Raw genomic sequence first — 21,586 nt, forward strand, 5'->3', positions numbered from 1 at the left:
GCGCGTTCGGACGCTTCGCAGAGGTGGCGAAGGGCACAGCGGAAGAGACGGAGACCCTGGGGCGCGTCGAGTCAGATTCAGCGCCCCAGGGTCTCCGTGTCAGTCGTGCGTCACTTGGTCAGCGGCCCGAAGCGGAACTTGAACGACGCGTCGAGCGTCGCCCCGTTCACGTCCTTGCCGACGATGGCGACCTGCTTGCCCTGCAGGATGGGCAGGGTCGACAGGTCACCGGCGACCATCTCCTGGATCTCGCCGAGCATGTCCATGCGGGTGTCGGCGTCGGTCTCGGTCTGCGACTTGACGATGAGGTCGTTCACCGCCGGGTTGTCGTAGTGGTTGACGATGAAGTTGTCCTTCACGAAGAACGGCGACAGGTAGTTGTCGGCATCCGAGTAGTCCGGGAACCAGCCCAGCTGGTACACCGGGTAGACGTCGGCGGTGCGGTCCTTGGAGTACTGCACCCACTCGGTCTGCTGCAGGTTGACGGTGAACAGGCCGCCCTCTTCGAGCTGCGTCTTGTACGCCGCGTACTCGTCACCCGACGAGGGTCCGTAGTGGTCGCCGTTGTACTGCAGGTTGATGGTCACCGGCGTCTGCACACCGGCATCCGCAAGACGCTGGGTCGCCTTGTCGACGTCCGGTCCGCCGTTGCCGTCGCCGTAGAGCTCCTTCAGCGGCTGGGTCGCACCTGGCATCCCCTCGGGGACGAACGAGTACAGCGGGGCGAAGGTGTCCTTGTAGACGTCCTTCGCGACCGCGTCGCGGTCGATGAGGTCGGCCATGGCCTGACGGACGGCCAGCGCCTTGGCCGGGTCGGCCTCGGGCGTGGTCGCACCGAACGGCATGGTGTTGAAGTTGAAGACGAGGTAGCGGATCTCGCCACCGGGGCCGTCGACGACCTTGACGTCGTCGTTGCCCTTGAGGTCTTCGACGTCGGTGGCCGACAGGCTGCGGTACGCCACGTCGATGTCGCCGTTGCCGATCGCGAGCTTCAGGTTCGAGGCGTCGGCGTAGTACTTCACCTGCACGCCGTCGTTCTCGGCGGCGCCGAGGTTGCCCTGGTAGCCGTCGAACGGTGCGTAGGCGACGAGCTCGTTGGTCGTGTAGCTGGTGATCGTGTACTGACCGGCGAAGGGCTCGCCCGCGATGATCTCGTCGTCGGGCGTGACGGCGTCGGCCGAGAAGACGTCCTCGTCGATGATCGGGCCGGCGGGGCTGGAGAGGATCAGCGGGAAGATCTGGTCGTCGCCGTTCTTCAGCGTGAACACGACGGTGGTGTCATCGGGTGCCTCGACCGAGGCGAGGTTGCCGAGCAGCGACGACGGGCCGTTGGGGTCGGCGATCTTGACCATCCGGTCGAACGAGAACTTCACATCGCTCGAGGTGAGCTCGTTGCCGTTGGCGAAGGTCAGGCCCGGCTTCAGCTTGACGGTGTACTCGGTCGGCGAGGTGAACTCGGCCGACTCGGCGATGTCGGGCGTGACCTCGGCGGTGCCGTACACGCTGTTCATCAGGAACGGGTAGATCTGGTTCATCACGGCGAACGAGCCGTTGTCGTACGAGCCGGCCGGATCGATCGAGGTGATCTTGTCGGTGGTTCCGACGATGATCTCTCCGCCGGAGTCGTCGTCGCCCCCGCCCTGTTCCGCCGTGCTGGTGGCGCAGCCGGAGAGGACGAGCGCCGAGATGCCGAGCGCTCCGATGGCAAGGCCGAGTCGGCCCCTGGTGTTCTTCATTGAAATTTCCTGCCCCTGTGTGGATCGGAACACCGTCTCGGGTGGAGACGGTCCGGCCCCAATCTAGGCCTGTGATCGCGAGACGCTCAAACCCTGCCCGCGCATCGTGACCCGACCGCAACCGATCTCAGGGGCCGTGTGAGCCCGCCGCAACGGCGATTCAGCGGGACTGCGCCCACCATTCGCGCAGCCGCTGCTCGGCGGCATCCGCTCCGATCACACCCTCGTCGAGGCGCAGGTCGAGCAGGAACCGGTAGGCCTCGCCGACCTCGCGCCCTGGTGGGATGCCGAGGATCTCCTGGATGCGGTTGCCGTCGAGTTCGGGACGGATGCTGTCGAGCTCCTCCTGCTCGCGCAGCTCGGCGATGCGCCGCTCGATGTCGTCGTAGGCGGACGCGAGCCGGGCGGCCTTGCGCCTGTTGCGCGTGGTCACGTCCGCTCGGACGAGGATGTGCAGGCGCTCGACGACGTCACCGGCGTCGCGCACGTAGCGGCGCACAGCACTGTCGGTCCAGGCGCCCTCGGCATAGCCGAAGAACCGCAGGTGCAGCTCGACGAGCTTCGCCACGACGTCGGTCGTCTCGCCGTCGAAGCGCAGGGCCTGCAGGCGCTTGCGCACCATGCGCGCGCCGACCACGTCGTGGTGGTGGAACGACACCCCACCACCCTGCTCGAGCTTGCGCGTGCGGGGTTTGCCGATGTCGTGCAGCAGGGCGGCCAGGCGCAGCGGCACGTCGGGCGCGGCGCCGGGGTTGCGGGTCTGCTCGAGCTCGATCGCCTGGCGGACCACGGTGAGCGAGTGCTCGTAGACGTCCTTGTGGTGGTGGTGCTCGTCGACCTCGAGGCGCAGCGCACTGACCTCGGGCAGGAACTCCTCGATCAGGCCGGTGTCGACCAGCACGCGGATGCCGCGGACCGGATCGGGCGTGCCCATCAGGCGCACGATCTCGCCCTGCACCCGCTCGGGGCTGACGATCTTCAGCGTCTCGCGCAGCTTCTCGATCGCCGCGAGGGTGTCGGGGTCGATGTCGAAGCCGAGCTGGGCGCTGAACCGTGCCGCGCGCAGCATCCGCAGCGGATCGTCGCCGAAGCTGACGGCCGGGTCGATCGGGGTGCGCAGGCGCCCCGCGACGAGGTCTTCGACCCCGCCGGTGGGGTCGATCAGCTTCACGGCGGGCACCTGCAGCGCCATGGCATTGACGGTGAAGTCGCGGCGCAGCAGGTCGCCGTCGATGCTGTCGCCGAATTCGACGACGGGCTTGCGGGTGACGCCGTCGTAGCTGTCGGCACGGTAGGTGGTGATCTCCACCTGCTCGCCCTGCACACGGGCGCCGATCGTGCCGAAGGCGCGGCCGATGTCCCAGTGCGCGGTGGCGATCGGCTTGACGATCGCGAGGATGTCGTCGGGCTCGGCGTTCGTGGTGAAGTCGAGGTCGTTGGTCGTCCGGCCCAGCAGGGCATCGCGGACGGGGCCGCCCACGAGGGCGAGATCGAAGCCGGCCGCGGCGAAGGCGTCGGCGAGCGTCGCGACGACGGGTTCCGCGGCGAGCGCGCCGAGTCGGGCGAGGCCCTCGGCCATGTTGAGCATGGGTTCCAGGTTACCGGGGCGGATGCCGCGGCCCGGGCGTGTGCGACGGCATCCGGTGGTGGTGATTCTGAGTTGAGCGGCCGCGTTGCGGCCGGAGGGGCTGTCAGGGGTGCGGCGCGGGCTGCAGCATCGCGCGCAGCAGGATGCCGGGGGCGGATGCCGCGCCGGCGGCATCCGGGTCCTCGGACGTCTCTGTGCTGAGCGCCCACTCGTCAAGGCCCCGCAGCATCCCGAACGTCGCGGCGGCGAGGGCGTCGACGGGAAGGTCGTCGCGCACGGCGCCGCTCGCGGCGCCGACGCTCAGCACCTCGCGCACCCAGCCGCGCACGCTGTCGAGCAGGGCGGTGCGGGCGTCGGCGGCGCCGGTGGCGGGCAGGTAGAAGATGCGCCCGAGCAGGCCGAGGGCGCGGTTCTGCGCGGTCAGCGTCGCCAGCTCGCCGAGCACGCGGTCGACGGCCGGCCAGAAGTCGTCGCCCTCGAACGAGGCGGGCGCCGGTGCCGTCCACCGCGCCCGCACGTCGCCGATGAGCGTCTCGACAACCGCGTCGAACAGCTCGGCCTTCGACCCTGCGGCGTGATAGAACGAGCTCTTGCTGATGCCGGCGGCGCGGATGATGCGGTTCAGCGAGGCGCCCTCGTAGCCGGCGTCAGCGAACTCGGCCACGGTCGCCTCGATGAGGGAGTCGCGATGCGTTCCGGTGAGCTCGGTCATGCGTCCAGGCTACTGGACCGAGTGGTCCAGTCGGGCGTAGGGTTCATTCTGGACCAGGTGGTCCAGAGGAGGATCATGCTCACCGACACATCCCTCGCCGACCAGCTCGCCGCGCAGCGGGACGACCGGCTGCGCGTGCTCATCGTGGGCGCCGGCATCGCCGGCATCACCCTCGCGCAGCTGCTGCGACGCGCCGGTCTGCACCCGGTGCTCATCGACCGGATGCCGGCCATGGAGCACCCCGGCTACATGCTCGCGCTCATGCCCACCGTCGATCAGGCGTTCGTCGACCTCGGCATCCACGAGCAGTACCATGCGGCCGGCACGCCGATGGCGAGGTACTCGTTCCGCTCGCATCGTGGTCGCGTGCTGCGCACGGATCCGCTCGGCGAGCTGCTGAACGTGTACGGCGACTACAACGGGATCTCGCGCGGAGCCCTCATCGAGGTACTCACCGCCGGCGGATGCCCGGTGACCTTCGGCCTGTCGATCGACCGGTCCGATGCGAGCGGGGTGCGCTTCGTCGATAGGGACGGCGCCGGGGTGGCCCAGGCCGCATTCGATCTCGTCGTCGGCGCCGACGGCATCCGCTCGCGTCTGCGTGCCGTGCTCGGCGCCGGAACGCCCGAAGTCGTCGAGACCGGCTGGTCGGGCTGGGTGGCGTGGGCCGACGACAGCGGCGACCCGGCGCTGGGTGAGGAGCTGTGGGGCGACGGCTTCTTCCTCGGCATGTACCCCGTGAAGGACAGGCTCGGAGTGTTCCTGGGTGGGCCGGATGCCGACCTCGAGGTCGGGCCCGCCGCGTTCGCGGCATCCGTGCGCGCCCGTGTCGACGAGCTCGGGCCGCGCCTGTCGGCATCCCTCGACGCCGTGGCCGCCGACCCCGATCCGTACCTGTGGCGGCTCGACGACGCACGGGTGGCGTCGTGGGTGCTGCCGCACGGCATCCTGCTCGGCGATGCGGCCGCGGGTTTCCTGCCGACCGCGGGGATCGGCGCGGGGATGGCCATCGAATCGGCGTGGATGCTGGGGCGGATGCTCGCCCGCGCCGACCGGGCGACGCTGCCCGCGGTGCTCGCCGCGTGGGAGCGGGTCGAGCGGCCCCGTGTCGAGGCCGCGCAGTCGAACTCGCGGATGCTGGCGAAGCTGATGTTCCGGCGCGGGCGGGTCGTCGCCTGGCTGCGCGAGACGGTGATGCGGATGCTGTCGGTGCGCGCGGCGCTCGGCCCGATCCTGCGCCTGGTCGCCACGCGTCCCGACCCCGACGCCGAGGCCGCCGCCGCCCTCGCCGCCGCCGGCTCCCCCGAGAAACCACATTCCGCATGAAAAACCCGCTCAGACGTGGTTTCTCACGACGAATGTGGTTTCTCGCGGGCGATGCGGGGTCGGGAGAGGTGCGAGGAGTTTGCATCCCTACCTAAGTAGTGTGACTATCTAGGTGTGACGAGCGGATCGAGAGCCGAGATCGACAGGGCGGGCCTTCCCCTCGCCGTGCTGTCGCTGCTCGCCGTCGCACCCGGGCACGGCTATGCGCTGATCGAACGTCTGCGCGAGCAGGGGTTCGAGCGCATCCAGGGCGGCACGCTGTATCCGCTGCTGCGCCGCCTCGAGGAACGCGGGCTCGTGCACCACGAATGGCTGCACGAGGAGAGCGGACCCGGGCGCAAGGAGTTCTCGATCACCGACGCCGGGCTGGCCGAGCTGTCGGCCGCGAGACGCGAATGGGCGCGGATGGGCGCGATCATCAACGGAGAAGGACGATGAGCTACGAACAGGATCTGACCTTCGAGCTGCGGCTGCGCGGGCGCGACGAGACCGAGATCGCCGAGATCCTGCGCGAGGTGCAGGCGCACGGCACCGATGACGCGGACCTCGAGAGGGAGTTCGGCGCACCCGCCGAGTACGCCGCCTCGTTCGGCAGGAGCAGGCGCCGCACGCTCGGCGGCCGCATCACCGCCACGGCCGTGATCGTCGCGATCGCCTGGGTCGTGGGCTCGTTCGGCGTCGTACTCGTGCGCCGCCTCGCCTTCGGCATCGAACCCGTGTCGGGAGCGCTGCTCGGCTCGCCGTGGACCCTGGCGATCGCCGTCGTGATCGCCGCCGCCGGCGTGCTCGCCGGGTTCCTCGTGGACCGGCTGAGCCCCGTGCGGGGCCGCACCGGGGTCTGAGCGGGTCATCCGCCGCCTCTGAGAAACCACATTCCGCATGAGACACACGCTCAGGCGTGGTTTCTCGCGGCGAATGTGGTTTCTCGCGGGTGTTTCGGGGGTGCGGACCGGTCGAGCGACGCGGTGCGGGCGACGCGGGGCGCGACGCGGGTCAGGCGACGGGGTCGCCCTGCACGGGGCCCTCGGTGTTCGGCTTCCAGCCCAGAGCGGGAGCGACGTGCTCGGCGAAGGCCTGCAGCACGTGCAGGTTGTACTCCGGGCCGAGCTGGTTCGGGATGGTCAGCATGAGCGTGTCGGCGGCCATGACCGCCTCGTCGGCGCGCAGCTGCTCGATGAGCACATCCGGCTCGGCGGCGTACGTCTTGCCGAAGGTGGAGCGGTAGCCGTCGATGATGCCGATCTGGTCGCCGTTCTCCGCCGAGCGCAGGCCGAAGTAGGCCCGGTCGCGGTCGCTGACCAGCGGGAACACGCTGCGGCTGACCGAGACGCGCGGTGCGCCGGTGTGACCGGCCTCCTTGTAAGCAGCGCGGAACAGGTCGATCTGCTCGCGCTGCAGCTCGTGGAACGGCTGCCCGGTCGCCTCGGTGACGAGCGTCGAGCTCATCATGTTCAGGCCCATCCGCCCGGTGGTCTCGGCGGTGGCGCGGGATCCGGAGCCCCACCAGATGTGATCGCGCAGGGTGGGCGACTGCGGCTCGATGGCCAGGTACTGCCCGGCACCGACCATCCGCGGGTCACCCGGGGCGATGCGCTCCCCGTCGATGATGCGCAGGAACAGGTCGAACTTCTCCCGGGCCATCACGCTGCCGCGCTCGGTGTCCTCGCCGTCGTGGAACCCGAAGGTCTCGTAACCGCGCAGCGCGGTCTCGGGTGACCCACGGCTGACACCGAGGGCGATGCGCCCGTCGGCGATGAGGTCGAGGGCGGCCGCCTCCTCGGCGAACTGGAACGGGTTCTCGTAGCGCATGTCGATCACGCCCGTGCCGACCTCGATGCGCTTCGTGCGTGCGGCCATCGCCGTCAGCAGCGGGATGGGCGACGCCGCCTGCCGCGCCCAGTGGTGAACGCGCACATACGCACCGTTCACTCCGATCTCATCGGCCCCCTCGGCCAGTTCGATGGTCTGCTTGAGCATGTCGCCGGCCGTGCGCGTGAGCGAACCCGGGACGTCGGCGTAGTGCCCGAACGAGAGGAATCCGAAAGCCTTCATGCTGCATTCGAACGAATGGATGCCGGATGCTATTCCGCGCTCAGGATGTCGGGAGCAGCAGCCCGTCCTCGATCAGCCGGCGGATGCGCGGCTCGAGGTCGGCCCAGAGGTCATCCAGCGGCACCTCGAACAGGTCGGACAGGGCCGAGACGATCTGCACGACCGTCAGCTCGCCGTCGCACGCTCCGACGAAACCCGCCAGAGCGGAGTCGACGCTGATCGTGCGGGCGAAGCCGCCACCCTGCCGCAGCTCGATCACACTCGGATGCTCACTGCCCGGCATGTGGTGGCGCGCCTCGGTCACGTCGGGTGCGACGGTGAGACGCTCCGGGATGCCGTCGGCGAGAGCATCATGCGCGGCCAGGCCCGCGCCGAGGGCGCGGCCGAGATCGGACACCGGCTGCGTGAGCGTCTCGAAGCGGCGGAGCCGGGTGGGTGTGTGGTGGGGCTCCGGCCCTTCGACAGGCTCAGGGACCCAGGTGGGCTGGGGCCCTTCGAGAGCCTCAGGGACCCAGGCGGGGTCGGGCCCTTCGAGAGCCTCAGGGACCCAGGCGGAGGCGGGGCGGCGGAGGAGGATGTAGCCGAAACCGATCGCGGTCACGCCGCGGGCGGTGAAGTCGTCGAGCCAGGCCGACAGCAGGCGCGAGAACCCGGCATCCCTCGGCAGCGTCCCGCCATCGCGGATCCACAGCTCGGCGTACGCCAGCGGGCTGAGCTCCTCGCGCTGGATCACCCACACGTCCAGGTCGTCGGCCACCCATGAGCGCACGCGCTCCATGCCCGGCTCGCCGTCGCGGGACTCCCAGTTGCCCAGCAGCTGCGCAACCCCGCCCGGGGTGAGGTGGTCGGGCGCCGCGCTCAGCACGCTCTCGACCAGCGCATCCCCGATCAGGCCGCCGTCACGGTATTCGTACTCCGGAACCCCGGTGGCGCGCGGGGTGATCACGAACGGCGGGTTCGAGACGATCAGGTCGAACGCCTCGCCGGCGACGGGTTCGAACAGGCTGCCGGCACGGAACTCGATGTTGTGCACGCCGTTGAGGTGCGCGTTCAGCTCCGCATAGGCGAGAGCGCGGTCCGAGATGTCGGTGGCTATGACGACGCGGGCGTGGCGCGAGACGAGCAGGGCCTGGATGCCGCATCCGGTGCCCAGATCCAGCGCGCGCTCGACCGGAACAGGGATCACGAGCTCGGCGAGCGTCCGTGAGGCACCGCCGACCCCGAGCACATGGTCGGCAGGAAGGGATCCGCCCAGCGCGATCTCATCCAGGTCGCTGGCGATCCACCACTCGCCGACCCCATCGGCATCCACGAACGACTGCGGACGGATGATCGCCTGCGGCGCCACCTCACCGTGCTCCACCCGCGCGAGGCCGAGCGCGACGAGACCGTCGACGCCCAGTCGAGGCAGGGCGTGCTGCACAGCATCCTGCGGCTGCGGCATCCCGAGCACGAGGAGCCGTCCGAGCGTCGGCAGCGCATCACGGCGACCGGCGATCGCCCGCAGGATCGGCTCGCGCAGTCCGCGCCCGAGCGCGTCGTCGGCCTCCTCCCCCCACAGCCGCCGCAGCGGATCGGAACGGAAGTCCGCGGCATCCAGGTCGGCGGCGAGCGCCCTCGCGAGGGAGAGGTCGGGGCGGGGATGGTCACGATCCGGCACGGCGTCACTTTACGCGCCTTCAGGGTTCACCGTGCCCCGCGGCCTAGAATCGGGGGCGTCGACGATGCCCGGATCCCCGGCACCGCCGACGTCGACTATGACTGCGAAATCCCCCCGCGACGGCCACCGCCCGCGCGCGCGACGGCTGCTGAGCCGGCTCGCCGCGCTGCTCGTCGTCGGCACCATCGCGCTGGGAGGCGCGGCCCCTGCCGCCGCCGAGACCGGCGACGGCGAGGCCGAGGCCGCAGAGGGCACCGTCGGGCTCGCGGTCTCCACCGGAGCGGGTGCGACGATCGAGCCCGGCGGGCCGCTGGTGAGCACGATCACCCTCACCAACGACACCGACAGCGCCCTCGGCGCCGCGGCCGTCTCGCTCGAGGTCAACCCCACCCCGCTCACCGACGGCAGCGCCGTCGACACCTGGCTCGACATCGGCACGGCATCCGGCGCCTTCTCCACGGTCGCCACCGAGGCGACGCCCGAGGTGGCGGCCGGTGAGGCGGCACAGATCAGCACCGTGGTGGATGCCGTCGACCTGGGCATCGCGCAGCCGGGCGTCTACGCGGTGCGCGCCCGCCTCAGCGGCGCCGCCCTCGACGACACGACCACGACGAGCCTCACCGCGACCACCGTCGCCGTCGTCGCCGCCCCGGGCGAGCGCACGGTCGCTGTGCTCGTGCCCATCACCGCCACGCCGGCCGACGGCTCGCTGCTGACCGCCCAGGAACTCACCGAGCTCACCGCGCAGGACGGCGCCCTCACCGGCCAGCTCGACGCGGTCACCGGCACTGCCGCCGTGCTCGCCGTCGACCCGGCGATCCCGACCGCCATCCGCCTGCTCGGCACGCGCGCGCCGCAGACCGCGATCGACTGGCTCGACCGGCTGGAGCGGCTGCCGAACGACATCTTCACCCTGCAGTTCGCCGACGCCGACCCGACGACGCAGGTGCACGCGAAGCTGCCCGCCATGCTCGGACCGCTCGACCTCGGCCCACTGCTGCAGCCCGACGACTTCCCGGCGAGCACGCCCGGGCCCACCCCGGCGGCGTCGCCGACAGCATCCGCCGAACCGGAGCTGCCCGACAACACCGCCCTCGCGGCGATCTCGGGCGCACGAACCGACATCCTCTGGCCCCGCGCCGACGTCACCGGCGGCGACCTGACCGTCTTCGACACGTACCTGGGCCAGCCTGCGACGACGATCCTCCCCTCGACCTCACTGGATGCCGCCGCCGGACCGCATTCCGCGGTCGGCGACTCCAGCGTGCTGGTCACGGATGCCGCGGCATCCGCCCGCCTGTCCGCCGCCGCGGAACTGACTGAGCTGCCCGCGATCGGGCGTGAGCTCGCGGCGGCCGCGGGGCATCTCTTCTTCGCCGCCGAGAAGTCGGATCCCGTGCTCGTGGGCCTCGACCGCTCCGAGACCCGCTCCCCCGTCGCGCTGCGCTCGCTGCTGAGCACGTTCGCCTCGCCGACCGTCGGGCTGGCGGCACTGCGGGCGACGCCGCCGGCATCCGCCACCCTCACTGGTGAGGCCGACGCCACCCGCGCCAACGCGCTGACCGCCATGCTCGCCGGCGAGGAGCGCCTGCGGGCGTTCTCGACCGTGCTCGACGTGCCGGCGCTCATGCTCGCCCCTGAGCGCATCCGTCTGCTGCGCACGATCGCAGTCGGCGTCGACGACGAGACCTTCGCGGCGGATGCCGCAGCCCGCACCGCCCATGTACAGGACCTGCTCGGCTCGGTCAGCATCCAGCGCCCGAAACCGGTGCAGCTGATCACCTCGGCGGCCCCGCTGCCGGTGTGGATCCGCAATGACCTGCCGTGGACGGTGCGGGTGCTGCTGCACAGCGACCCCTCCGACCCGCGCCTGGACATCAAGCCGGTCACCGAGGTCGAGGCCCTCGCCGCCAGCAGCACGCGCGTCGACGTGCCCATCGAGGCCCGAGTGGCCAGCGGTGAGGTCGAGGTCGACTTCCGGCTCACCAGCCCGACCGGCGTGCCGATCGGGCAGCCCGCCGCCGCGGATGTGACGCTCCGCGCCGACTGGGAGGGCATCGGCATCGGCATCCTCGCCGGGATCATCGCGCTGCTGTTCGTGTTCGGTCTCATCCGGACGGTGCGCCGTCGGCGCCAGAGTGCGGCGGATGCTGACGCTGTGGCTGGGGATGCCGGGGCGGATGCTGTGGCGGGGTCGGCAGAGTCTGCGGCGACGGCATCCGGCGCCGAGGCGGCATCCGATACGGCGACGGAACCCGGCCCCGGGGCCGGCGAAGGGAAACGATGAGCGGTCTGGGACGGGCGAGTGCGGTCCTCGGTGCGGGGACCCTGGTCTCGCGCATCACCGGACTGATCCGCACGATCGTGCTGCTGGCGGCGATCGGATCGCTCGGGCGCGCCAGTGACGCCTTCAGCACCGCGAATCAGCTGCCCAACAACGTCTTCACGATCATCCAGACCGGTGTGCTCACCGCCGTGATCATCCCGCAGATCGTGAAGTCCGCCAGTCACAAGGACGGCGGGCAGGCGTTCATCTCGAAGCTGTTCACGCTCGGCACGGTGGTGTTCCTCGCGGCGACGGGCCTGGCCATGGCACTCGCGCCGTGGCTGGTGTTCATCTACTCCAGCCAGTTCACCCCCGACCAGCTGGCGCTCGGCACGGCCTTCGCGTACTGGTGCCTGCCGCAGATCTTCTTCTACGGGCTCTACGCGCTCATCGGCGAGACGCTGAACGCCAAGCGCGTCTTCGGGCCGTACACCTGGGCGCCGATCGCGAACAACGTCATCTCGATCATCGGCTTCATCCTGTTCATGCTGCTGTTCGGCGACAACCGCAATCGTGTCGAGATGTGGGATCCCACGATGATCGCCGTGATGGGTGGCACCGCCACCCTCGGCATCGCCGTGCAGGCTGCCCTGCTGCTGCTGGCGTGGAGGCGCACCGGGCTGCACCTGCGGCCCGACTTCCGCTGGAAGGGCGTGGGCCTGGGTGATGTCGGCAAGCTCGCCGGCTGGACCTTCATGATGGTCATCGCCGGTCAGCTCGCGGGACTCGCGCAGTCGAACATCGTCTCGCAGGCCTCAGGCGATCACCCCGCAGGCACCATCATGATGGCCGCCTGGCTGGTGTTCATGCTCCCGTACTCGATCTTCGCTGTGTCGATCGGGACGCCCTACTTCACGCAGATCGCCGAGCACACCGCCGAGGGCAGACACGACGAGGTGCGCGGTGACGTCGCCCGCAGCATCCGTGCGATCAGCCTGTTCATCGTCGTCTCGACGGTGGCGCTGGCCGTGGCATCCGTGCCCGCCACTCGCATCTTCACCGACGACGGGAGCGATGCGGTGCAGGCGGCGCCCGTGCTGATCTGCTACCTCGTCGGCCTGCTGCCGCTGTCGGTGCTGTTCATCGTGCAGCGCACGTTCTACGCCTACGGCGACACCCGCACGCCGTTCTGGTTCACCATTGTGCAGTGCTCGCTGATCGTGATCTCCGCGCTCGTCGCGCCCCTGTTCGTGCCGCTCAGCCAGCTCGCGGCCGCCGTCGCACTCGGGCAGTCTCTGGCAGGCCTGGTGCAGACGATCATCGCGCTGGTGCTGCTGCGCCGGCGCCTGGACGGACTCGAGTTCCCGCGGATTCTGCTGTCACTGGGACGCTTCGCCCTCGCAGCCATCCCCGCCGGCCTCGCCGGCTGGGGCACGTACCTGCTCCTCGGCGGCACGGACGGCTGGGCCGTCGCATCCGAGGGGATGACCGGACGCCTGCTCGGTGCCGTCGGCACCGGCGTCGTCGGAGGTGTGACGGTGGTCGTCTACCTCGCGGTGCTGTTCATCCTGCGCGCGCCCGAGCTGAGCGTCGTCTCGGGGCTCGTGAAGAGGTTCGCCGGGCGGCGCTGAGCGTGCCGGATGCCGTTACGGCATCCACTCTCTTCGGTTTCCGGGGCGTCGGGACGTCCTCGAGATCCGGATGCCGTGGTGGGATGCCGTCGCGCGCCCGCGATGCACAGCCCGGGGGAATGTGGCGCGGTTACCATGGGTTGAAGCAGTCGTGGCGGGTTTCTCGCGTCCTGTGACGCGCCCGCCGACAGAGGAGAGCACATGCGTCAGGTCATCATCATCGGTTCGGGTCCGGCCGGATTCAGCGCTGCCATCTATGCCGCGCGCGCCAACCTGAATCCGCTGCTGGTCGCCAGCTCGGTCGAGGTCGGCGGCGAGCTGACCAAGACGACCGATGTCGAGAACTTCCCGGGCTTCCCGGAGGGCATCCAGGGTCCCGACCTCATGGTCAAGATGCAGGAGCAGGCCGAGAAGTTCGGCACTGAGGTCCTGTACGACGATGTCGTCGAACTCGATGTCGACGGCCCGGTCAAGAAGGTCACCCTCGGAACCGGTGCCGTGCACGAGGCGCACACGATCATCTACGCGACCGGCTCGGCGTACCGCAAGCTCGGCATCGAGGGCGAAGAGCGCCTGTCCGGTCACGGCGTCTCGTGGTGCGCCACCTGCGACGGCTTCTTCTTCCGTGAGAAGACGATCGCCGTGGTCGGCGGCGGCGACTCGGCCATGGAAGAGGCGACCTTCCTCACCCGCTTCGCCTCGAAGGTGTACGTGATCCACCGCAAGGACTCACTGCGCGCCTCGAAGATCATGCAGGAGCGGGCGTTCGCGAACGAGAAGATCGAGTTCGTGTGGAACAGCGAGGTCGAAGAGATCCTCGGCGAGTTCGAGACCACCGGCGTGCGCCTGCGCTCGGTCGTCGACGACTCGACCCGTGAACTCGACGTGCAGGGCGTGTTCGTCGCGATCGGCAACGACCCGCGCACGCACCTCGTGCACGACAAACTCGACCTGACCCCCGAGGGCACGATCTGGGTCGACGGCCGCTCGTCGCGCACCTCGGTGCCCGGCATCTTCGCCGCCGGTGACGTGATCGACCCCACCTACCGTCAGGCCGCCACCGCCGCCGGATCCGGTGTCGTCGCCGCTCTCGACGTGGAGCACTTCCTGGCATCACTCGAAGACGCCTCCGTCGAGGTGCCGGCCGCTGAGGCCGCCGAGATCATCGTCGGCTGACCGCCGGGAACAGTTTGCCCGTGCCCGGTGTTTCACCGGGTGACACCGAGCCGCACTTACTGATTGAGAGAGAGATTCCATGACTGCCAAGGCAACCACCGAGGCGACCTGGGAGCAGGACGTGCTCCAGGCCGACGGCCCCGTCCTCGTCGACTTCTGGGCCGCGTGGTGCGGACCGTGTCGCATGGTCGCGCCGGTTCTCGATGAGATCCAGTCCGAGCACCCCGACAAGATCACGATCCTCAAGCTGAACGTCGACGAGAACCCCAACCTCGCGATGAAGTACCAGATCACCTCGATCCCCGCGATGAAGGTGTTCCAGGGCGGCGAGGTCAAGACGACGATCATCGGTGCAAAGCCGAAGTTCGCTCTCGAGCAGGATCTCGCCGCGTTCATCGGCTGATTCCCGTGCTTCCCGAAGCCCGTCGCCTCTCAGGCGGCGGGCTTCGTCGTTTTTCGGTGGGTCTTGGTGGCGGTCTGGCGGTTGCTGGGTCCCTGAGCCTGTCGAAGGGTCGTACTTGTTCAAGGGTGTCTACTTGGCTGGGTCCCTGAGGCTCTCGAAGGGCTCCAGCAGCACACAGGTGTCTCGCTCGTAGAAGAGCGTCAGCCCCCGGTCAGGACGCGTCAGCGATGGTGGGATCCCACCTGCGATGCCGCTTCTCCCCCAGCATCCCCCACACGGTCGTCGTGAGTTCCGGGTACTCGATCGCGATCTGACGCAGCACGCGATAGTGCCGTGCCGCGTTCGGCCGAACACTGTCGTTCGCGAGGATGTTCTCGGCCCGAAGCAGGTACACCACCAGCTCGTCGACGCTCGGCAGCTCCTCCATGAAGTCCCACGGGTCCTCGCCGGCGTGCAGCCGTTCCTGCACCAGCACCGCCAGTTCATCGGCGGCTTCGGCGCGCAGCACCTCCAGGCTGGCTCGGCGCGGAACGGATTCGGTCATCCCTCCAGCCTACGTCCCCGGACCCGTGTGAACGGTCGGAGTTCAGCGCGATCCGTAGGCTTCCTCACCGAGTTCGGCAAGAATCCGGTTGAGATCTTGGATCGAGGCGAACTCGATCTTGACCTGGCCTTTTCGAGCACCGAGTGAGATCTGCACGCGCGTGTTGAGCCGGTCACCGAGCTTGCCCGAAACCTCGTCGAGGTAGGCGCGACGAGCACCGGGCTGCGGCTTCGCAGTCTTACCGGAGGTGACCGGCATCATCTTCGCGGCGGCCTCAGTGGCTCGCACCGAGAGGTCCTCATTCACGACCTTGTCGGCGAGCTGCTGCATCCGCTCCGCGTCCTCGACCGAGAGGATCGCACGGGCGTGACCGGCGGTGAGGACACCTGCCGCGACGCGCTGCTGCACGGGAACCGGCAGCCGCAGAAGGCGGATCGTGTTGCTGATCTGCGGACGCGAGCGACCGATCCGTGTGGCGAGTTCCTCCTGCGTGATGCCGAAGTCCTCGAGCAGCTGCTGGTAGGCCGATGCCTCTTCGAGCGGATTCAGCTCGGAACGGTGCAGGTTCTCCAGAAGCGCGTCGCGCAGCAAGTCCTCATCAGCCGTGTCGCGGACAATCGCCGGGATCTCTGTGAGACCGGCCTCACGTGCCGCCCGGGTACGCCGCTCCCCCATGATGAGCTCGTAGTCGCCGTCGGCGTTCTTGCGGACGACGACGGGCTGCAGCACGCCGAACTCACGGACGCTGTGCACGAGTTCGGCGAGGTGATCCTCGTCGAAGTGGGTGCGCGGCTGACGGGGATTCGGGACGATCTGTTTCGGGTCGAGCTGAATGAGGTGGATGCCGGGCACTTCGGTGAGCTCCACAGCATCCTGCGCGTCACCCGTCTCGGGGGCGGCGGGGGTCACATCGGTCGTCTTGACCTTCGTGGCTCCGGGGAAGAACACGTCGACCGGACGCTCCGACTGATCCGTCGTCGGGATGAGTGCGCCGATTCCACGCCCGAGTCCAGTTCGCTTGGCCATCAGTTCTCCTTCTTCTGCGCTGCCTGCGGCGCCCGACGGGCGATCTCGACGGCGGCTTCACGGTAGGCGATCGCTCCTGCGGATGATCCGTCGTAGGCGATCACGGTCTGTCCGAAGCTCGGTGCCTCTGAGACGCGGACGGATCGTGGGATCACCGCGTCGAGGACCTGTTCGGGGAAATGCGAGCGAACCTCGTCTGCGACCTGCTGGGCGAGGCGCGTGCGCGCATCGAACATCGTGAGCAGGATCGTCGAGAGCCGGAGCTCCGGGTTGAGGTGTTTCTGGATCATCTGGATGCTGCCGAGCAGCTGGCTGAGGCCCTCGAGTGCGTAGTACTCGCACTGGATGGGGATGAGAACCTCGGATGCCGCGGTGAAGGCGTTGATGGTGAGCAGCCCGAGCGATGGCGGGCAGTCGATGATGACCACGTCCATCGGGTTGTCGGCGAGGTAGGTGTCCAAGGCGCGACGCAGCCGGAACTCGCGGGCGACCTGCGAGACCAGTTCGATCTCGGCACCGGCGAGGTGGATGGTGCTCGGAGCGCAGAAGAGATTGGGTGACTCGGGGCTCGGCTGGACGATGTCGCCGAAGGGGAACTCGTCGATGAGTACGTCATAGACGCTCGGGGTGTCCGCGGTATGCGTGACGTTGAGCGCTGTGGACGCGTTGCCCTGCGGGTCTAGGTCGATCACGAGGACCTTGGCACCGAGCTCAGCGAGGGCGGAGGCGAGGTTCACCGCGGTGGTCGTCTTGCCGACGCCACCTTTCTGGTTGGAGATGGTGAAGATCCGCGTGTCGCCAGAGAAAGAGACTTCGATGTCCCGAAGCGCCTTACGACGAGTGGAGAGATCGGCGAGCTCCCGAGCAAGCGGGGTATCCATCCCGAAATCTTCGTTCGGCGATGCGTTGTCGGATGGTTTCACGTGAAACATCGACTCCTTTCGGGACCGTCTACCACTCTAATCGCGCGCCCCGACATGACGAAACGCACCCCCTCTTCCCCGCTCACCGAGCGTGGTGAAGCCGGCATCCCCCGGTCATTGAGCGAGGCGAAGCCGAAACGAAATGCCCCCACGGCCCACGCACTCGTTTCGTCTCGCTCCGCCCGCTCAACGACCAACCGGTCATGAGCGATGAGCGCAGCGAGGAGACGAAATGCCGCCCGACGCGCACCTTCGTTCGCGGTGGGCCCCAAGCTCCTCCCCCGGGTCCTAGACGTTTCACGTGAAACACCGACATTCTGCGTTTCGTCTCGCTCCGCTCGCTCAACGACCGGAACAGCACCGGTCATTGAGCGAGGCGAAGCCGAGTCGAAATGACCCTCCGCCCCACTCTTCCGATCGACCAGCCATCCGCCGAACGAGAGCGGCGAGGTTTCACGTGAAACACCGATGGTGCGAGGTTTCGTCTCGCTCCGCTCGCTCAACGACCAACCGGTCATGAGCGATGAGCGCAGCGAGGAGACGAAATGCCGCCCGACGCGCACCTTCGTTCGCGGTGGGCCCCAAGCTCCTCCCCCGGGTCCTAGACGTTTCACGTGAAACACCGACATTCTGCGTTTCGTCTCGCTCCGCTCGCTCAACGACCGGAACAGCGCCGGTCATTGAGCGAGGCGAAGCCGAGACGAAATGCCCCCACGCGGCGCACGCAAACTTGAAGCACCACTCAACGACCAGGGGTGGCGCGGAGCTTGCGCTCGCGTGCACTCCACCCTTTGATCGCGTCGAAACCGCCCTCGATGAACGCGAGACGCTTCGCGTGGCTCCACCCCTGGATCCGCTTCTCCAGCCCGAAGGCCTCATCGATCCGTTCGAACTCGTCGAACCACACCAGCTCCACCGGCAGCCGGCACGAGGTGTAGTTGCTGCCGAGCCCCTGAGCATGAGTCTCAAGGCGTCGGTGCAGGTCGCGTGTGCTGCCCACGTAGAAGGTTCCGTCGGAGCAGCGGAGGATGTAGACGTAGCCCATGCGAGGACGGTAGCTCGATCGTGTACGCCCATACCCCGCGCGGGGCGGCTGCTGTGGATGTTTCACGTGAAACAGCGAGATGTGCAGGGAGATACACCTACCCCCTCGCATCCACGTTTCGTCTCGCTTCGCTCGCTCAACGACCGGCGGGGTCACAGGCGCGGACGCGGGCGCGGAAGACCCGGGTCGTGTCGGCGAGGACGTTCTCGCCGAGCACCTCGACCGAGACCTCGGTCACCTCGTGCTTGCGCAGCACCTTCTGCGCCGCTTCGATCTCGGCGGGCACGTTATGACCCTTGAGGAAGACCAGTTCCCCGCCATCCTTCACCAGCGGAGCGGTGATCGGGATCAGAGTCCGCAGTGCACTCACAGCTCGTGCCGTCACCACATCGAACTCCAGGCCCACGTCCTCGGCGCGAGCGCGCATGATCGCGACATTGTCCAGACCGAGAGCATCCTTCTGCTCGGTCAGCCACGTCACGCGACGCTCCATCGGCTCGACGAGAGTCCACTGCACATCGGGCCGTGCGATCGCGAGAACCAATCCGGGAAGGCCAGCACCTGAGCCGATGTCGGCAACCGAGCCATGAAACAGAGGAGCCACGATCGCGGAGTTCAGGATGTGGCGCGTCCACAGACGAGGAAGCTCGAGCGGCCCGATCAGGCCACGCAACTCTCCCCCGGCAGCGAGGGCCGCGGTGAACCGGCGTGCAAGGTCGATGCGGTCACCGAAGAGCTCCGCCGCAGCGGCGGGCTCTGATTCGACGATCGCGTCGGACATGTGGGGCTCCGGGGGTTCTGAAGAGTGGGTGGGTTGCGGTGGACGTTTCGTCTCGCTTCGCTCGCTCAACGACCGAGACTACTCGACCTGCTCGAAGGGCGTTTCGTCTCGCTTCGCTCGCTCAACGACCGGGCGTTTCACGTGAAACATCAGTGGCGGGAGATCACCGTGTGGCGATCAGCACCGTCGCCATAGGACTCCGAGACGAGGCCTCGCTCAGAGACGATGTCGTGCACCAGCTTGCGCTCGTAGCTGGACATCGCGGGCAGCGAGGCCTGGCCTGCTCCCCCATCGAGCTTTGCGACGGCGGCATCCACCAGTGCCTCGAGCTGGCGGCGACGTGTGTCGCGCGAACCGCCGATGTCGAGGATCAGGCGCGAGAACGCTCCGGTCTGATTCTGCACGGCCAGACGCGTCAGCTCCTGAAGAGCCTGAACGGTCTCGGGGGCAGACAGCACCGGCAGCGAACCACCGTCCGCCTCGACCGAGACATAGGCGCGCCCCTGACGGACGTCGAGATTGAGGTCGCCGTCGATGTCGGCGATGTCGAGCAGCTCCTCGAGGAAGTCGGCGGCGAAGTCGCCCTCCTTCTCGAGCTCTTCGACCGTCGCGTCTGCCGACTCCTTCAGTTCCTCAATGGCCATCAGTTGGACCCCTTCTTCTTCGCGCGCTTCTTGCTCATCGGCTGCTCTCGCTTCGGGATCTCAGCCTTGGCACGCTCCACCTCTTCGAGCTTGCGCTGCTGCTCCGCCTCGTACACAGCCATCGGAACGACCTTGCCCTCGGCGTTGATCGCCTTGCCCTTGCGAGCCAGACGCTCCTCGCGAGCTCGCGCGGCCTCAGAGCCGGGCGTCGGCATCTCGCGGATGACCATGAACTGCTGGCCCATGGTCCACAGGTTCGAGACGAACCAGTAGATAACCACACCGAGCGGGAAGAAGACACCCGAGAAGATGAAGCCCAGCGGCAGCACGTAGAGCATGATCTTCTGCATCTGGTACGCCTGGCCGGTCTTGGCCTCGGGCGACAGGTTCTTCGAGATGATCTGCAGCTGGGTGAAGAACTGCGACACGATCATGAGCACCACGAGCGTGGCGATGATCACGATCGCGAGGGTGTTCTGGTCCTCCCACGCGACGCTCAGCGTCTCGTGAAGGGAGACGCTGCCGAACAGGCGCGCGTCGTAGAACTGCTGGGTGAGCTCGTTGCTCAGCATCCCGACACCGCTGAACGACGGGTTGTCGCGGATCTTCTGCACGTCGACCAGCACGCTGTACAGCGAGAAGAAGATCGGCATCTGCACCAGCAGCGGAAGGCAGCTCGACATCGGCGTCGTGCCGTGCTTCTTGTACAGCGCCATCGTCTCGCGGCTCATCGCCTCACGAGAGAGCTGGTCTCGCTTGCCCTTGTACTTCTCCTGAACTTTTCGCAGTTCAGGAGCGATTTCCATCATCTTCCGCTGACTCTTGATCTGCTTCACGAACAGCGGGAAGACCGCGGCACGGACGACGATCACCAGACCGACGATCGCGAGCACCCAGGTCACACCCTCGGCCGCCGGCAGGCCGACGACCGTCAGCAGCCAGTGCCAGGCGACGAGGATCAGCTCGACCATCCACTTCAGCGGCCAGAGGATCATGCCGAACAGATCGAAACCGCCGCCGGATGCCGGCTGGCTGGTCGAGCTTGCGAGCAGAAGGTCAAGACCCACTGTTCAGTCCTTTCGAGCGGGTACGACGAACCCGCGAGGAGTCAGGTCGTATCGGAAGTGAGCGTGGGGACGGACGTCGTCGACGCCGCCCTTGCTCCACGGATTGCACCGCAGGATGCGCCACGCCGAGAGCACCGCTCCCCACACAGCGCCATGCTGCTGAACCGCACCTACAGCGTAAGCCGAGCAGGACGGGTAATACCTGCACACGTCTCCGTACAGCGGGGAGACGACGGCGCGGTAGACGACCAGCAAGGCGAGGACGGCATTTCGCGGCAGGACAAGGATGCTGCGCAGCAGATCCGCGGCATGGAACTTCGCGGTGCCGAAGGCATAGGACGGGAGCGCGCTCATGCCGGCACCGGGCCGACGAGACGGCTGATGCAGCGGGCCACGTCGGAGCGGAGCGCGGCGAAGTCGGCGTCGGCGGATGCCGGAAGGGCACGGATGACGACATCCGTGCCCTCGGGAACCGCCTCGAGGAATTCCGCGCACACCGCTTTCAGACGGCGGCGAACGGTGTTCCGAACCACGGCGGTTCCAACCTGCTTGCTGATGATGAACCCGAACCGCGGCGCACCCTCCCGTGCTGTGGGCAGCACGGAGGTGATCAGCCGCGGACCGCCGCATCGCGTGCCGCGCCGAACCACCTGGCGGTAATCGACACCGCGGGTCAGACGATTCGGCCGGGCGAGCACGGCGGGTCCGGGCGAAGGCTTACGCCGAGAGCTCGCTGCGGCCCTTCGCGCGGCGGGCCGAGAGGATGGCACGGCCGGCGCGGGTGCGCATGCGGGCGCGGAAGCCGTGCTTCTTGGCGCGACGACGGTTGTTGGGCTGGAAAGTGCGCTTGCTCATGGAATCACTCCGGGAATGGTGTCACCGGGGTTCTTTCATCCGGAGACAGGGGGTTCTGCCGTTAGGCATAAGTCAACCGATTAAGGGTACGACTCGCCGGGGCGCAGGGCAAATCGACCGGTGGATGCCGCGATGCCGTCCACCGGTTGCG

22 protein-coding genes are annotated in these 21,586 nt (G+C 68.2%); 7 read left to right on the plus strand and 15 right to left on the minus strand.

The annotated features are described in order from the left end of the window. Positions 1–110: 110 nt before the first annotated feature. From H7694_RS15915 to H7694_RS15925, 3 genes are all read right to left on the minus strand, one after another. Complete coding sequence (locus H7694_RS15915; protein WP_193597402.1) at positions 111–1,736, minus strand: ABC transporter substrate-binding protein; 1,626 nt, start codon at positions 1,734–1,736, stop codon at positions 111–113. A 160-nt stretch (positions 1,737–1,896) separates the two neighbouring features. Then, entirely contained in the window at positions 1,897–3,324 is a 1,428-nt protein-coding gene (locus tag H7694_RS15920; RefSeq protein WP_193597403.1) for a CCA tRNA nucleotidyltransferase, read from the minus strand. A gap of 103 nt (positions 3,325–3,427) precedes the next feature. Continuing rightward, positions 3,428–4,036, minus strand: a complete 609-nt coding sequence (locus tag H7694_RS15925; RefSeq protein WP_193597404.1) for a TetR/AcrR family transcriptional regulator — start codon at positions 4,034–4,036, stop codon at positions 3,428–3,430. 75 nt (positions 4,037–4,111) lie between these two features. On the opposite strand from H7694_RS15925, the gene H7694_RS15930 reads away from it, so the two are divergent. The 3 genes from H7694_RS15930 to H7694_RS15940 all read left to right on the plus strand — a co-directional run bounded on the left by H7694_RS15930 (position 4,112) and on the right by H7694_RS15940 (position 6,204). Continuing rightward, positions 4,112–5,362 carry an FAD-dependent oxidoreductase gene (locus tag H7694_RS15930; protein ID WP_193597405.1) on the plus strand — a complete coding sequence of 417 codons (1,251 nt, stop codon included), beginning with the start codon at positions 4,112–4,114 and terminating at the stop codon, positions 5,360–5,362. Between the two features lie 114 nt (positions 5,363–5,476). Beyond that, on the plus strand, positions 5,477–5,800 hold the full coding sequence (locus H7694_RS15935) for a PadR family transcriptional regulator (RefSeq protein ID WP_227468187.1): 324 nt from the start codon (positions 5,477–5,479) through the stop codon (positions 5,798–5,800). Then, entirely contained in the window at positions 5,797–6,204 is a 408-nt protein-coding gene (locus H7694_RS15940) for a hypothetical protein (RefSeq protein WP_193597406.1), read from the plus strand. Before H7694_RS15935 ends, H7694_RS15940 begins: the two co-directional genes overlap by 4 nt. A gap of 151 nt (positions 6,205–6,355) precedes the next feature. Here the strand turns inward: H7694_RS15940 and H7694_RS15945 are convergent, their stop codons facing one another. Both H7694_RS15945 and H7694_RS15950 read right to left on the minus strand, forming a co-directional pair. Next, complete coding sequence (locus H7694_RS15945; protein WP_193597407.1) at positions 6,356–7,414, minus strand: LLM class flavin-dependent oxidoreductase; 1,059 nt, start codon at positions 7,412–7,414, stop codon at positions 6,356–6,358. A gap of 40 nt (positions 7,415–7,454) precedes the next feature. Further along, complete coding sequence (locus tag H7694_RS15950) at positions 7,455–9,074, minus strand: methyltransferase (protein ID WP_193597408.1); 1,620 nt, start codon at positions 9,072–9,074, stop codon at positions 7,455–7,457. Between the two features lie 97 nt (positions 9,075–9,171). Between H7694_RS15950 and H7694_RS15955 the strand changes: the two genes are divergently transcribed. The 4 genes from H7694_RS15955 to trxA all read left to right on the plus strand — a co-directional run bounded on the left by H7694_RS15955 (position 9,172) and on the right by trxA (position 14,550). Further along, positions 9,172–11,361, plus strand: coding sequence for a DUF6049 family protein (locus tag H7694_RS15955; RefSeq protein WP_193597409.1), 2,190 nt, complete (start codon positions 9,172–9,174; stop codon positions 11,359–11,361). Further along, positions 11,358–12,971: a murein biosynthesis integral membrane protein MurJ gene (murJ, locus tag H7694_RS15960; RefSeq protein ID WP_193597410.1), complete on the plus strand. Its 1,614-nt coding sequence runs from the start codon at positions 11,358–11,360 to the stop codon at positions 12,969–12,971. The genes H7694_RS15955 and murJ overlap by 4 nt, the downstream gene beginning before the upstream one ends. A gap of 201 nt (positions 12,972–13,172) precedes the next feature. Further along, positions 13,173–14,147, plus strand: a complete 975-nt coding sequence (gene trxB / locus H7694_RS15965) for a thioredoxin-disulfide reductase (RefSeq protein ID WP_193597411.1) — start codon at positions 13,173–13,175, stop codon at positions 14,145–14,147. A gap of 79 nt (positions 14,148–14,226) precedes the next feature. Continuing rightward, positions 14,227–14,550: a thioredoxin gene (gene trxA, locus H7694_RS15970; RefSeq protein ID WP_193597412.1), complete on the plus strand. Its 324-nt coding sequence runs from the start codon at positions 14,227–14,229 to the stop codon at positions 14,548–14,550. Positions 14,551–14,761: 211 nt separating this feature from the next. Here trxA and H7694_RS15975 read toward each other — a convergent pair whose 3' ends face one another. From H7694_RS15975 to rpmH, 10 genes are all read right to left on the minus strand, one after another. Continuing rightward, on the minus strand, positions 14,762–15,094 hold the full coding sequence (locus H7694_RS15975) for a tryptophan synthase subunit alpha (RefSeq protein ID WP_193597413.1): 333 nt from the start codon (positions 15,092–15,094) through the stop codon (positions 14,762–14,764). A gap of 42 nt (positions 15,095–15,136) precedes the next feature. After that, positions 15,137–16,120, minus strand: a complete 984-nt coding sequence (locus H7694_RS15980) for a ParB/RepB/Spo0J family partition protein (protein ID WP_193597414.1) — start codon at positions 16,118–16,120, stop codon at positions 15,137–15,139. Beyond that, entirely contained in the window at positions 16,120–17,001 is an 882-nt protein-coding gene (locus tag H7694_RS15985; RefSeq protein WP_319805257.1) for a ParA family protein, read from the minus strand. The genes H7694_RS15980 and H7694_RS15985 overlap by 1 nt, the downstream gene beginning before the upstream one ends. Positions 17,002–17,785: 784 nt before the next feature. Then, positions 17,786–18,088 carry a GIY-YIG nuclease family protein gene (locus H7694_RS15990; protein WP_193597416.1) on the minus strand — a complete coding sequence of 101 codons (303 nt, stop codon included), beginning with the start codon at positions 18,086–18,088 and terminating at the stop codon, positions 17,786–17,788. A 136-nt stretch (positions 18,089–18,224) separates the two neighbouring features. Then, complete coding sequence (gene rsmG, locus H7694_RS15995; protein ID WP_193597417.1) at positions 18,225–18,869, minus strand: 16S rRNA (guanine(527)-N(7))-methyltransferase RsmG; 645 nt, start codon at positions 18,867–18,869, stop codon at positions 18,225–18,227. 149 nt (positions 18,870–19,018) lie between these two features. Further along, positions 19,019–19,513 carry a protein jag gene (locus H7694_RS16000; protein ID WP_193597418.1) on the minus strand — a complete coding sequence of 165 codons (495 nt, stop codon included), beginning with the start codon at positions 19,511–19,513 and terminating at the stop codon, positions 19,019–19,021. Beyond that, positions 19,513–20,580: a membrane protein insertase YidC gene (gene yidC / locus H7694_RS16005; RefSeq protein ID WP_193597419.1), complete on the minus strand. Its 1,068-nt coding sequence runs from the start codon at positions 20,578–20,580 to the stop codon at positions 19,513–19,515. The genes H7694_RS16000 and yidC overlap by 1 nt, the downstream gene beginning before the upstream one ends. Positions 20,581–20,583: 3 nt before the next feature. Further along, positions 20,584–20,934: a membrane protein insertion efficiency factor YidD gene (gene yidD, locus H7694_RS16010; protein WP_193597420.1), complete on the minus strand. Its 351-nt coding sequence runs from the start codon at positions 20,932–20,934 to the stop codon at positions 20,584–20,586. Further along, the gene (gene rnpA / locus H7694_RS16015) at positions 20,931–21,350 is read right to left on the minus strand and encodes a ribonuclease P protein component (protein ID WP_319805258.1); all 420 of its coding nucleotides are present in this window, start codon (positions 21,348–21,350) and stop codon (positions 20,931–20,933) included. Before rnpA ends, yidD begins: the two co-directional genes overlap by 4 nt. Next, positions 21,298–21,435 carry a 50S ribosomal protein L34 gene (rpmH, locus tag H7694_RS16020; protein ID WP_193597422.1) on the minus strand — a complete coding sequence of 46 codons (138 nt, stop codon included), beginning with the start codon at positions 21,433–21,435 and terminating at the stop codon, positions 21,298–21,300. The genes rnpA and rpmH overlap by 53 nt, the downstream gene beginning before the upstream one ends. Between the last annotated feature and the right edge of the window lie 151 nt (positions 21,436–21,586).

It is taken from the genome of Microbacterium sp. YJN-G (assembly GCF_015040615.1).
GTDB lineage: Bacteria > Actinomycetota > Actinomycetes > Actinomycetales > Microbacteriaceae > Microbacterium.